Origin of the sequence: Corynebacterium sp. UMB0012 (genome assembly GCF_030216265.1) — a bacterium.
Lineage (GTDB): Bacteria > Actinomycetota > Actinomycetes > Mycobacteriales > Mycobacteriaceae > Corynebacterium.
The window spans coordinates 20,206-32,665 of sequence record NZ_JASOKQ010000001.1; the positions used below are offsets into that span (position 1 = coordinate 20,206).

11 protein-coding genes are annotated in these 12,460 nt (G+C 58.3%); 7 read left to right on the forward strand and 4 right to left on the reverse strand.

Annotated elements, in window-relative coordinates:
• Positions 1-127 precede the first annotated feature (127 nt).
• Positions 128-1,078, forward strand: coding sequence for a 4-hydroxy-3-methylbut-2-enyl diphosphate reductase (locus QP324_RS00125; RefSeq protein ID WP_284813766.1), 951 nt, complete (start codon positions 128-130; stop codon positions 1,076-1,078).
• Between the two features lie 65 nt (positions 1,079-1,143).
• Here the strand turns inward: QP324_RS00125 and QP324_RS00130 are convergent, their stop codons facing one another.
• The 3 genes from QP324_RS00130 to QP324_RS00140 form a co-directional block, all read right to left on the reverse strand.
• Complete coding sequence (locus QP324_RS00130) at positions 1,144-1,947, reverse strand: Yip1 family protein (RefSeq protein WP_284813767.1); 804 nt, start codon at positions 1,945-1,947, stop codon at positions 1,144-1,146.
• A 62-nt stretch (positions 1,948-2,009) separates the two neighbouring features.
• Positions 2,010-3,080 (reverse strand): DNA recombination protein RmuC, encoded by a 1,071-nt coding sequence (locus QP324_RS00135; RefSeq protein WP_284813769.1) that lies wholly within the window; start codon positions 3,078-3,080, stop codon positions 2,010-2,012.
• A gap of 36 nt (positions 3,081-3,116) precedes the next feature.
• The gene (locus QP324_RS00140; protein ID WP_284813771.1) at positions 3,117-4,586 is read right to left on the reverse strand and encodes an AI-2E family transporter; all 1,470 of its coding nucleotides are present in this window, start codon (positions 4,584-4,586) and stop codon (positions 3,117-3,119) included.
• A 47-nt stretch (positions 4,587-4,633) separates the two neighbouring features.
• Here QP324_RS00140 and ychF point away from each other — a divergent pair, with 47 nt between their 5' ends.
• The 4 genes from ychF to QP324_RS00160 all read left to right on the forward strand — a co-directional run bounded on the left by ychF (position 4,634) and on the right by QP324_RS00160 (position 8,963).
• Entirely contained in the window at positions 4,634-5,719 is a 1,086-nt protein-coding gene (gene ychF, locus QP324_RS00145) for a redox-regulated ATPase YchF (protein WP_284813773.1), read from the forward strand.
• Positions 5,720-5,847: 128 nt separating this feature from the next.
• Complete coding sequence (locus QP324_RS00150; protein ID WP_284813775.1) at positions 5,848-6,381, forward strand: type 1 glutamine amidotransferase domain-containing protein; 534 nt, start codon at positions 5,848-5,850, stop codon at positions 6,379-6,381.
• A gap of 226 nt (positions 6,382-6,607) precedes the next feature.
• Positions 6,608-7,519 carry a cation diffusion facilitator family transporter gene (locus QP324_RS00155; protein ID WP_225747177.1) on the forward strand — a complete coding sequence of 304 codons (912 nt, stop codon included), beginning with the start codon at positions 6,608-6,610 and terminating at the stop codon, positions 7,517-7,519.
• Positions 7,520-8,033: 514 nt separating this feature from the next.
• Positions 8,034-8,963, forward strand: a complete 930-nt coding sequence (locus tag QP324_RS00160) for a PRC and DUF2382 domain-containing protein (protein ID WP_284813777.1) — start codon at positions 8,034-8,036, stop codon at positions 8,961-8,963.
• A 68-nt stretch (positions 8,964-9,031) separates the two neighbouring features.
• Here the strand turns inward: QP324_RS00160 and QP324_RS00165 are convergent, their stop codons facing one another.
• Complete coding sequence (locus tag QP324_RS00165; protein WP_284766368.1) at positions 9,032-10,393, reverse strand: dicarboxylate/amino acid:cation symporter; 1,362 nt, start codon at positions 10,391-10,393, stop codon at positions 9,032-9,034.
• 281 nt (positions 10,394-10,674) lie between these two features.
• Between QP324_RS00165 and QP324_RS00170 the strand changes: the two genes are divergently transcribed.
• Together QP324_RS00170 and QP324_RS00175 are read left to right on the forward strand one after the other, a co-directional pair.
• On the forward strand, positions 10,675-11,745 hold the full coding sequence (locus tag QP324_RS00170) for a thermonuclease family protein (RefSeq protein WP_284813779.1): 1,071 nt from the start codon (positions 10,675-10,677) through the stop codon (positions 11,743-11,745).
• A gap of 104 nt (positions 11,746-11,849) precedes the next feature.
• Positions 11,850-12,437: a pyroglutamyl-peptidase I gene (locus QP324_RS00175; RefSeq protein ID WP_284813781.1), complete on the forward strand. Its 588-nt coding sequence runs from the start codon at positions 11,850-11,852 to the stop codon at positions 12,435-12,437.
• Positions 12,438-12,460: the final 23 nt, after the last annotated feature.

A 12,460-nucleotide genomic window follows, 5' to 3' on the forward strand; every position in this document is an offset into this window, starting at 1 on the left:
TTCAGTCTGCCGTGTTCTTCCGTCTAGTTTAGGGGCCAGCGCAGTTGATTGTCCCGCTCGGGGTGGCCAGAAAGGTGACGTTAGGCCCCGCTATTGTTTTGCGTAGTGTTTCGATACTCTGGGAGCCATGACTGATGGTAAAAATGTACTTCTCGCGGCCCCGCGCGGATACTGCGCGGGCGTGGACCGCGCGGTCGAGACCGTAGAAAAGGCGCTGGAAAAGTACGGCGCGCCCATTTATGTACGCAAACAAATCGTGCACAACCGTTACGTCGTAGAGTCTCTGGCAGAACGCGGCGTCATCTTCGTCGACGAGGCCTCTGAGGCCCCAGAAGGCGCCCACCTTGTCTTCTCCGCCCACGGCATTTCCCCAGCCGTGCGCGCAGAGGCAACGCAGCGCAAGCAGCTTACTTTGGACGCCACCTGCCCATTGGTAACCAAGGTGCACAAGGAAGCCCAGCGCTTCCAGCGCGATGGCTACCACATCCTCTTGGTTGGCCACGAAGGCCACGAAGAAGTGGAAGGCACCGCTGGCGAAGCTCCTGAGGTCACCCACCTCGTGGATGGCGTCGAGGGCGTCGCCAAGCTGCCAGATTTCCTGCAGGATGAAAAGCTTATCTGGCTGTCCCAGACCACGCTATCGGTGGATGAGACCATCACCATCGTCAATAAGCTGCGCGAGCGCTTCCCGCACCTGGAGAACCCGCCTTCAGACGATATTTGCTACGCCACCCAAAACCGCCAAGAATCCGTCAAAGCCATCGCCCCACAGTGCGATCTGATGATTGTGGTGGGCTCTAAGAACTCCTCCAACTCGGTGCGCTTGGTTGAGGTGGCGCTCGAGGCAGGCGCCAAAACTTCCCACCTCGTGGATTTTGCCAAGGAAATCGACGAAGCCTGGCTGGAAGGCGTCCAGACGGTCGGCGTAACGTGTGGTGCTTCGGTACCTGAGTTGCTGGTACGCGAAGTACTGGAGTTCCTGGACGAGCGTGGTTATAGCGACGTAGAGCAGGTAACGACTTCTACCGAGACGATTACCTTCGCTCTACCGCGCGACCTGCGCCCAGCACGCACCTAAGTAGCCTTGGCCTATACGGCAGTTAAAACTAAAGAAAGGCCCGGAAACGGGCCTTTCTTTGTGCTTTAATCCTCGTCGTAGAGGTTATCGTCCCAACCTTGCTTGGGCTGTTCCTTCTCTTTCTGAGACGCCGGAACCGAATCGCCAGCGCGCCGGGCAGGATCCGGGCGCAGTGGATTGTTGCGTTCCTCTTGTTGTATTCGGCGGCGCTCTTCACGGTCGCGACCACGTAGGCGATCCTTGGGCGCGGGGCGTGATTTCTTCAACGTGTGCGAGGCGCGGGCGCGCTGCGGAGCGACTTGAGACTGCTTGGAGTTCTTTGCCGGTTTATCGCGCGCCATCAAGTCTGCAACCGATAGGCGCTCCTCGCGGTTGCGTCGGTCTTGGTCGGCGTCGGCTCGGCGGGAAGCGGTTTCCATTTCGGCGGTGCGCTTGGCCGTCTTGCGGTAGCGTGCCCAGCGCAGCCAGGCGATGATTGCCGCGCCCACCAGGGCAATGAGGAGCCACAGGAACCTCTGGACAAGGGGGAAAGCCGCGGTGACGATCGCCGTCTTGGAAAACGCCGATGCGCCCTCTGGCAAGTTGGCCTTGGTGATAAAGAAACCGGCCAGGACCACCGTTATGGCATACACAATGGGGATAGAAGCCACGGTGAGGAAGAGCCCCCGTTCTTCTACGATGAGCGCCACCAGCAGTGAGCCGATGACGAGGAACGCGAGGTAAGTCCACCCGATGGTACCCATGAGGATGGAAATCAACGCGCCCGTGAGCAAGATTGCCGCGAGCAGCCCAAGACCCTTGCCCAGCGAGATGCTGGGGAGGCCGGAGCTTTGGGCGGCGGAGGACTTTCTTTGCTTGGCTTGTGACACGTCGGAAGATCCTACCGGTTGCCGCCGGCCCATGGCTATTTCCACGCACGAAAGCGGCGGATTTATAGTTCCGAATTCCCGCGCGGCCAGGTATCAATAGGCAAGGGCTCCCGCGGGGTGCGATCCGTGCGGCCCGGGATATCCATCTCATGCAGTTTGCGGGCGGTGACGCCCACGCGGGAATCGAGCGAGGAAAGCGTGGCGTTATAAGCCTCGACTGCTTTCTCCAGGTTATGGCCCACCTTGCCGTAGTGATCAGAAAGCGTATTCAGGCGTGTATACAGTTCGCGCCCCAAGCGCTGGACCTCCTTAGCCTTGGTGGAAATGTCTTCCTGGTGCCACCCCATGGCCACCGTGCGCAGGAGGGCAAAAAGCGAGCTGGGGGTGGCGATCACTACATTGCGTTCAAAGGCGTACTCAAAAAGTTCCGGGTCCACCGATAATGCGGCATCAAGGAAGGGGTCTGCGGGAACGAAGAGGATAACGAACTCGGGCGTTGGTTGAAACGCCTCGATATAGTCCTTCTGCGATAGTGCTTGGACGTGGCCGCGCATTAAATGCGCGTGGCGGCGGAGGAAGCCGGCGTGCTCTTCCGGGTCATCGGTTTCCAGGGCGTCAAGGTAAGAGGTAAAAGGAACCTTGGCATCGACGATGATGTGGCGGCCACCGGCCAAATGGATGAGCATGTCAGGGCGTACGATGCGCCCGCCCAATGGGGCGGAGACCTGGCAATCAAAGTCCACATGTTTGGTCATACCGCCGAGCTCAACCACGCGCTCCAGTTGCACCTCGCCCCAACGGCCACGCACATTGGGTGAGCGCAAAGCGGTCACTAGTTTGTCGGTGCGTTCGGTCAGGCGGGAAGAGGTGCGGGTCACCGCCTGCACCTGGCTGGAGAGGGAGGCGAGGAGCGCGGTGCGATCTTCCTCAATTTCTTGGAGCTGAAATCCCAAGCGGTCCATGGCCTTTTCTAGCGGTTGGAGTTCGGCTTGGCGGCGCTGCGAGTCTTGCAGCGCGCGGTGCTCGGCGCTCGGCGCGGAGCGAGTAGCGGAGTAAGAATGGGCCAGCCAGCCCATTACCGCGCCGAGGATGAGGCCGATAAAAAGTAGCAGCACGGGCAAAGTGGAAGTCATGGCTTCCAGCATGGCACGCGCCGCCGACACAACTCACTATTTTTTCGAATCTCCGTTCAACAGGCCTTCGAAGGCATCGCGGGCGCGGCGCAGGTTTGCGCGCATGCCGGGCTTTTCATGCTCCTTGGGGGTGGATTCCACATTGAGGGCGGCGTCGAGGGAAGTGGAATCGCCGTCCGCGGAGACGTCGGCAAACGCGCCTTCTGGGGCTGCATAGTCCGGCATCTTGAGCCATGCCTCGCGCTTATAACGCCCTTGGTCTTCGGTGTAGCGGCCGATGAGATAACCAGCCACTGTAGAAAAGTCCAGATCCGCGGCGGTCTTTTCGCCCGACTGCAGCTTCATCATGTCTTGGCCGTAGCGGTAGGCCACCGCAAACATCGCGGCCGCCGGAACCGCGAGGAAGCCACCTATCAGGCCAAAGAGGGCCGAACCCACCGTTACGGAAACCAGGACGATGACCGGGTGCAGGTCCATGGCCTTGGACTGCAGCCAAGGCGAGAGGACATTGCCCTCCAACTGCTGGACTAGCAAAACCAAGCCAAGGACGAGCAAGGCCTTGGTTATGCCGAGGGAGACCAACGCGATGGTGACGGAGAGGGCGCCGGCCACGATCGCGCCGACGAACGGGATGAAACCGGCGATAAAGGTGATGATCGCCAAAGCCATAGCCAAGGGGACGCCGATAAGGGCGAGGCCGATGCCGATAAAGACGGCGTCGACAAGCGAGACAACCGCCTGCGCGCGAATGAAGCCGCCCAGCGTATTCCAGGCGCGAGTAAGTAGCTCAGTGAGGTGCCAGCCGGCGCGCTTGCCCGTGGCATCGCGCAGCCAGGGGAGGAACTTAGCGCCATCCTTCAGGAAGAAGAAGGTCAGCACTAACACGATGAAGAGCGTGACCAAGATGGAGGTGGCGGTGCCGATGCCGGTGAAGACCGATCCGGCGATGGCACCGGCGCGCTGCTGCAGCCAGGACGCCGCCTCGTCGATGTAGCTACTCATGTCATCGCTATCGAGGTTAAGCGGTGGGCCCTGGGCCCAGAGCTGCAGGCTTTGGATGCCGGAGACCGTCTGCAAATACAGTGACCGGGATTGCCGCATGAAATCTGGGGCAACAAACGCAATGAGGCCGCCAACAGCCGTGAAAGAAACCAAAATGGTTACTGCGGCCGCCAACGCGGCGGGAAGGCCAATATTGCGCAGCTTTTTAGCCACCGGTGCCAGAACGGTGCAGATAATAAGGGCCAAAAGAACTGGCAAAAGGCCCTGCCAGAAGTTACCCAGCAAACGGTAGAGGGCGTAGAGAAATACGCAGATGATGAGCAGCCGAACGGCCCATAGGGATGCGGACTTAACCACCTCGCCGGCGATGACGGAGCGGTCTACCTGATCGCCTGGTGGATGTGGGGATACATCCTCCAGTTTGCTGATGTCGAAGCTTTCATCAAACTTATCGCCCAGGCCCGCTTGGGGGTCATCGGGCAGCGGTTGGTTATCAGAAGTCACCCCACCATCTTGCCTTAAAAGAAGGCGGGTGCGTTAGGATTGGCCCCGTGAGTCTTACACTAGGAATTGTCGGCCTGCCCAATGTGGGCAAGTCCACTTTGTTTAATGCCCTGACCCGATCCGAGATCCTGGCGGCGAACTACCCGTTTGCCACCATCGAGCCCAATGTGGGCCTGGTGGAGCTGCCGGATTCCCGCCTGACCCAACTGGCGGAGATGTTTAACTCTGAGCGCATTCTCCCCGCCACCGTGTCCTTCGTGGACATCGCCGGCATCGTCTCCGGCGCTTCGCAGGGTGAAGGCATGGGCAACGCGTTCCTAGCCAATATTCGCGAGGCAGACGCCATTTGCCAGGTAGTGCGCGCCTTTTCTGATGACAATGTCATTCACGTCGATGGCAAGGTGGACCCGCGCAATGATATCTCCGTTATTAATACCGAGCTCATTCTCGCGGATCTCCAGACCATCGAAAAGGCCTTGCCGCGCCTGGAAAAGGATGCGCGCAAGAATAAGGACTTGGCTGCCGAGGTAGAAGCAACCAAGAAGGCCCAGGAGATTCTGGAAGATGACCGCACCCTCTTCGCCGCAGCGAAGGAGGGCGAGATTGACCTCTCCCTCGTGCGCGATCTGCACCTGATGACGGCTAAGCCCTTCCTCTATGTCTTTAACTCGGACGAGGCCGTGCTTACCGACGACGCTAAGAAGGAAGAACTTCGCCAGCTCGTCGCCCCGGCCGAGGCCGTATTCCTCGATGCGCAGACGGAAACCGAGCTGCTCGAGCTGGAAGAAGACGAAGCCCGCGAACTGCTCGAGGCCGTAGGCCAAGATGAGCCCGGCCTAGCCACCCTGGCCAAGGCAGGCTTTGCCACTTTGGGCCTGCAGACCTACCTCACCGCCGGGGAGAAGGAAGCCCGTGCGTGGACCATCAAGCAGGGCTCTGCCGCACCGCAGGCAGCTGGAGTCATCCACACCGACTTTGAGAAGAAGTTCATTAAGGCCGAGATCGTTTCCTTCGATGACCTGGTAGCTGCTGGCTCCATGGCCGAGGCCCGTGCGCATGGCAAGGTCCGCCAAGAGGGCAAGGAATACATTATGCAGGACGGCGATGTGTGCGACTTTAAGATCGGCGGCTAATTCCACGCCGGTCTGAGCTTGGTTTTGGCGATGGGCGAGGGTCTTGTCCGCAGAAGCGAAAAGAAGGTAGCGAAGACGAAACTTCCGCGTTACTGTGGGCGACGCACCCGAACAAAGGAGGTTGCAACATGGCTGAACTAGATAACAAGACCATTGCCATCATCGCTACCGATGGCTTCGAAGACTCTGAGCTGACCTCCCCGTTGGAGGCCGTGAAGAACGCAGGCGCTACCGTGCGTATCCTCGCCCCAGAGGCCGGCACCATTACCGGCAAGAAGGGCACAGAGATTTCCGTTGACGCCGCTACCGCTGACTCCACTAGCGAGTCTTTCGATGGCATCATTCTGCCTGGCGGTACCGATAATGCTGACCTCATCCGCTTGGACAAGGCCGCAGTAGAAATCGTGCGCAACCACATGAGCAAGGATCTACCGCTCGGCGCCATCTGCCACGGTGCTTGGATCCTGGCTGATGCTGAAGCCCTCAAGGGCCGCACCCTGACGTCCTTCCCGTCCCTGCAGACCGACCTGCGCAATGCAGGTGCCACCTGGGTAGATGAGGAAGTCCACTGCGACCAGGGCTTGGTCTCGTCCCGCACTCCAGATGACCTGCCAGCCTTTAACGCCAAGCTGGTAGAAGAGTTTGCAGAGGGCCAGCACTAAAGCTTCACGAATTTTAGCCACGGGAGTTTCCCGTGGCTTTTTCGATCTTGCGCCGGTGTCACACGCCCTATAAAGTTAGGATTTCCAGAAGGGGAGTAGTTCCCTCGGTTAATTCCGAGATGACTGGTCGACATACTGGCGTTTAGCCCGGCCAGCCAGCGCCCGCAGTGCCCGCGGCCGTGAACGAGACCTTCGGTCCGCAACCGAACCGAAGGGAGAAGTGACTATGTCCTCCATAGGCTCAGAGCAGCGCATTCTTGAGCGCTTCATGCAGCTATCCATCGCCGCCGCTGTGGCTACCATCATCCTCAAGGCCTTGGCCGCGTGGTTTACCGGCTCGGTGGGCTTCCTCTCTGATGCCTTCGAATCCCTCGTGAATCTCGTCGCGGCCGTCGCCGGCTTTTATGCCCTCCGGATTGCCTCTAAGCCGGCCGACGATAACCACCAGTTTGGCCACGGCAAAGCCGAGTATGTCTCCGCCTTGGTAGAGGGCGCAATGATTTTTATTGCGGCCGGCATGATCGTGTACACGGCGATCCAACGCTTCTTTGTTCCGCAGCCGATTGAAGAGCCGGGCTGGGGCTTGGCGTTGTCAACCCTTTCGTCCGTGCTCAACGGCGCGGTGGGCATCGCGCTCATACATGCAGGTAAGCGCTACCGTTCCGCCACCTTGGAGGCGGATGGGCACCATTTGCTTACCGACGTCTGGACTTCCGTCGGCGTCCTTGTCGGCATCGCCGCCGTATTCCTTACTGGCTGGTGGTGGCTGGATCCTGTAGTGGCGCTTGCAGTGGGCATCAATATCTTATGGACGGGCTATAGCCTCCTGCGCGATTCGGTGAGTAGCCTGCTTTCTGAGGCGCTTCCCGACGACGAGCGTCAGAACATTAGGCAGCTCCTAGCTCGGCTGGAGCAGGAACACTCGGTAAACTTCACGGATCGTCGCACCGTGGCCTCTGGCCGCCAGCGGTTGGTGTACCTGACCATGGAGGTGCCAGGGGAGTGGAGTGTCATGCACTCTCACGAGGTTGCAGACGCAGTGGAGGTTGCCCTCGACGAGCTTTACCCAGGCTGCAGTGCGTTCATTCACGTGGAACCGGCTGGCTTGGAAAATCGACGCCCGTACCTATTCCGCTAAGACTTAGTCTTCTTAGTTTTCTGCTGACCACTGTGGCGAAAGCGCACTAGACCAATATGTGTGTAGGCCCGTTCGGGTGTACGGGCCTGTATACCGCCTGTGGATACTCGGAGAAAAAGTACCCCCTCTTTAGAGAATCCTGTGGGGTAGCTGTCACCGCATTTTGGGGGTGTGGTGAACAGTGGACGATTTGGAGATCGTGAAGGGGTGCATGTAAAGCGCTGCGGGCGAGAGAATCGACACTCGGTTTTCGTGGTTCGGGTGCTTATGGTGCAGGGTTTCCAATGTTATAGAACCGTTACCAACTGTTCTGAGCTGCATTAAGACGGATTTCGGTGAACAAAATTCAGAAAAATTTTCTCTGCCGGTCGAAAAATTTTGAATTCTCCGTATGGTGGTTGTCACAGCAATCAATTGGAGATTTTCACCCCCACACTCCACGTGTTGGGGTTAGAAAATGTCCTTTTGTTTGCTTGAAGATAGCTATACCAATAGCAGAAAGGATTTACTGACAATGGGTAAGAACATTAAGGACCTCTTTAACGCAACCGCATACGACAATAACGGCGAGAAGCTGGGCGATGTTAACGAGGTATTCGTTGATGACCAGTCCGGCCAGCCTACCTTCGTTGAGGTTAACCACGGCCTGTTCGGCATGAACTCCAGCCTGGTTCCGCTGCGTGGGCACGACTTCTCCGGCGATGACCTGAAGCTGGGCTTCTCCAAGGACCGTATCAAGGATGCTCCGGAGTTCGACTCCGATAAGCCGCTGACCCCTGAGGCACAGTCCGATATCTTCAAGCACTACGGTCTGGAAAGCGCACACGACGTAACCGACTACAAGGATTCCAACCTTGACTCCAAGCGCGACGTTCAGGCTGGCGCTGACAAGGATCACAACCTGACCGCAGGTGCTGGCGCTGCTGGTGCTGGCGCAGGTGTTGCAGGTGCAGGCGTTGCCGGTGCACACGCTGACGAGAAGAAGGCAGCCACCCACACCACCGACGCCGCTGCTACCGAGCGAAAGGCTGGCGTAGCTGACAACGCTGCGGCTGCACGCACCAACAACGATGGCGAGCTCATCCGTTCCGAGGAGCAGCTCAACGTCAACAAGGAGCGCGTGGCTACCGGTGAGGCTCGCCTGCGCAAGTACGTTGTGACCGACACCGAGACCGTCGAGGTTCCGGTTGAGCGCGAAGAGGTTCGCGTCGAGCGCACTCCGATCAACGCTGAGGATGCAAAGAACTACAACGGCGCTATCTCCGGTGACTCCGAGGAAGCTTCCGTCACCCTGCACGAGGAGCGCGTAGACGTGAACAAGGAGGCCGTTCCGGTTGAGAAGATCAACCTGAAGAAGGACACCGTTCGCGACACCGAGACTCACACTGAGGAGCTGCGCAAGGAGCAGATCGACACCGATGGTGTTGACGGCCTCAAGAAGTAAAAGCGCATAGCTAAACGCCCGCAAGGATTACCTTGCGGGCGTTTCTTTTTGCCTTTTAGGAGACTGGTTTAAGCCTTGACTCCGATGGTCTCGGCCGAGTCAGAATCCATAATGTGCTTGACGCCGTTCTCGGCAGCATCCCAGGTTGCTTTGTCCTGGATGCCGGCGCGCTTAGCCACGATGGTGGCGCACAGCACCTGTCCGGTGACGTTGAGTGCGGTACGGCCCATGTCAATGATTGGCTCGATGGCGAGCAGGAGACCAACACCGGCCAGTGGCAGGCCGAGTGTAGAAAGCGTCAGGGTAAGCATCACCGTTGCGCCCGTGGTGCCTGCGGTAGCAGCGGAACCAATAACGGACACAAAGATGATGAGCAGGTACTGGGTGAAGTCAAGGTCAATGCCGTAGAACTGGGAGACGAAGATGGCGGCGATGGCTGGGTATACGGAAGCGCAGCCATCCATCTTGGTGGTTGCTCCTAGCGGAATGGCAAAGGAAGCGTACTCGGACGGAACGCCCATAGCCTTTTCGCTGAAACGCTCGGTAGCTGGCATGACGCCCATCGAAGAACGGGTAACAAAGCCCAGCGAGGTCACCGGCCACACGCGCTTGAAGAAGCCGATGACCGGGATCTTATTGAACTTCAGCACAGCCGGGTAGACCACGGAAAATACCAGGCCCATGCCTACGTACATGGCTAGGACGAACTTGCCCAGCGAGCCCAGTGCATCCCAGCCGTAGGTGGCTACGGCCTTACCGATGAGGGCCGCGGTGCCAATCGGGGCAAGGCGGATAATCCACCAGAGGATGACCTGAATGACCTTCAGGAAGGACTCGGTAAAACGCAGGAAAGGCTCAGCAGACTTGCCGGTCTTGACAGCGGCGATACCAATGGCCAGCGAGATGACAAGGAGCTGGAGGGCGCCAAAGCTGAGGGATACTTCGCCGTCGGAAAGCGAGGCAGAAAGGCCTACGAAGTTCTGGGGCAGAAGCTGCTCAAAGAACGCGGTCCATGAACCGACGTGGGAAGGATCCTGCGCGGTGGCAGCATCGATGCTTGTGCCGATGCCCGGCTTCATCACGACGGCGACGATGATGCCCGTCAAGACGGAGAAGAATGCGGTAATGGCAAACCATACAAGCGTGGAAACTGCCAGGGAAGCGGCGTTGGCTACCTTGCGCAGATTAGCGACGGAGGTAACAACTGCAGCGAAGATGAGTGGCGGGATCATCACCTTGAGCAGCTGGACGTAGGCGTTGCCGACTCCCGTGAGCAGGGTAGTCAACCAGCCCGGGTTGTCTGGGTCGGTATCCATGCCGGAAGCAATGAAGCCCAGGATAAGGCCGATGATGAGGCCCGCGATGACCTGAGCACCGAATCCCGTGGCCCAGCCGGGAAGCTTGGAGCGCGAAGATTCTTGTTGAGACATAAAGATTCCTTTGAAAATAAAAATGGACAGATCGGACTATTTTTCAGATACTGTCCTGTTCAACTTCAACATCGCTCAGCTTATTCCTTCTACGTCTGTAGGTACAAAGTGCGAGTTATCTGCCGTGGCCGAAACCTCACCTTTCGCGCTCACGGAAAGGTGTTTTTGCGCTGGTTTTAGGGCGCTGGTGAGCGCGAAGGGAGGGGAGCTTGAGCTGTCACATGTCTCCCATTGCTAACTTTAAGTAGCTATTCTCTCTATCTTTCTCAGGAGGAACATTTATGGGCTGGGTTAAACCCCTCGTTGGCATTTTTGCAGTTGGCGCAGTAGCTTCCGTAGCTTTAGGCGGTGGTGATGAAGATACTGTGGTGGTCAATCGAGTGATCGATGGTGACACCATTGACGTCGACCTCGACGGCGAAAATACCCGCGTCCGTCTACTTAATATTGATACGCCTGAAATCGGCCATAACGGCGAACCGAGTGAGTGCCTCGCGGAGGAAGCCAAGCGGTACTTGGAAGGACGGTTGCCAAAGGGGACGGAGGTTCGGTTGGAATATGACTCCGAGCGGACCGACAAGTACGGCCGCACTCTTGCCGGTGTCTTTATTGACGATGACTTCATTAACGCGGATGTCGCGGCCGAAGGGCTAGCCACGGCGGTTGTATTTGGCGGAAACGACAAGTTTTACGACGAAGTGCACAATGCCGAACGCGGCCCTAAAGACGCTGGCGAAGGGATCTTTGGGGTCTCGGACGAGTGCAAGGTTTCCAGCGATGAGGACATGGCCGAGGCGCTTAGCAGCGCAGAAGCTGCGGCGGCAGCATTTGTAGCTTCCGGGGAAGCTGATAGTGCAGGCTACGAGGATGTACTGGACAAGTCAGCAGCAGCGAAGGCCGGATTAGCGGCTCTGACTCACCGCAAAGATGCTCGAAGCACCTTCCAGAAGGCGGCATATCCGGATGCTCCCAAGGAGATTGCCTCGAAGAAGGAACGCGAGCTTGAAGGGAAGGAGAAGCAAGCCCGCGAAGAGCTCGAGAAATTGGAGGAGGAAGAGAAGCGCGAGAAGGAGCGCCAGGAAGAAGAACGCCGTCGTGCAGAGCAGCGGCAGGAAGAGATTCGCCAGCAGGAGCACGACGCGCCTGAAGTAGAGGTAGCGGAGCAGCCAACGCTTGACGAGGTGGCTGGCTATCAAGCCCCCGAGCAGCAGCCCGCACCTCAGCCGGTGCCGGTGGTCGATAACTACACCGGGTGCCGAGCTTATGGCGGAAACTATGCCATGACGTCAGTAGATAAGAATGGACGTTCATACGCGAAGATCGACTGCACTACCAAGCAACAGATCGGTTAGGAACCCCGTCGTTCGCGCTCACAGGCAGGTTCCCGAGTGCTTGGATCACCCTTCCCGGTGAGCGTGAGGGAAGGGAGGGGCCGGGGATCTGGAATACTGGCAGCATGAAAATCCTCGTAACCGCATTTGACGCCTTCGGCGGAGAGAGCATAAACCCCACAGAACGAGCTCTTCAGAAACTACCGGATCACATTGGAGACGCGGAGCTCGTCAAGCTGGTGATCCCGACGAAATTCGGAGAATCGCTGCGTCGGGCGATTGAGGTCGCGGAGGATTCGGAGGTCGAAGCCATTGTATGTTTGGGCCAGGCCGGCGGGCGGGCACATATCACCCCGGAGCGGGTCGCGATCAACGTGATGGATGCCGATATTCCTGATAATGCGGGTTATCAGCCGGTGGATGTACCGGTTGTGGAAGGCGGCCCGACGGCCTATTTCTCTACGCTGCCGGTAAAGGAAATGGTCGCGGCGGTGGCGGATAGTCCGGCGCGATTGTCGAATACGGCCGGGACTTTCGTATGTAACCAGCTGCTCTATGGCCTCCTGCATCACTTCGAGGGGACGAGGGTGAGCGCGGGATTTGTCCACGTGCCGTATATAACAGAGCAGGAGAAAACGGATAAGCCCATGATGGAGCTAGCGGACATCGTCGAGGGGGTTAAGCGGGCGCTCTGGGCGGTGCAAGCTAGTTAGGGTAGCCTTTGTAGCTTTTTGGC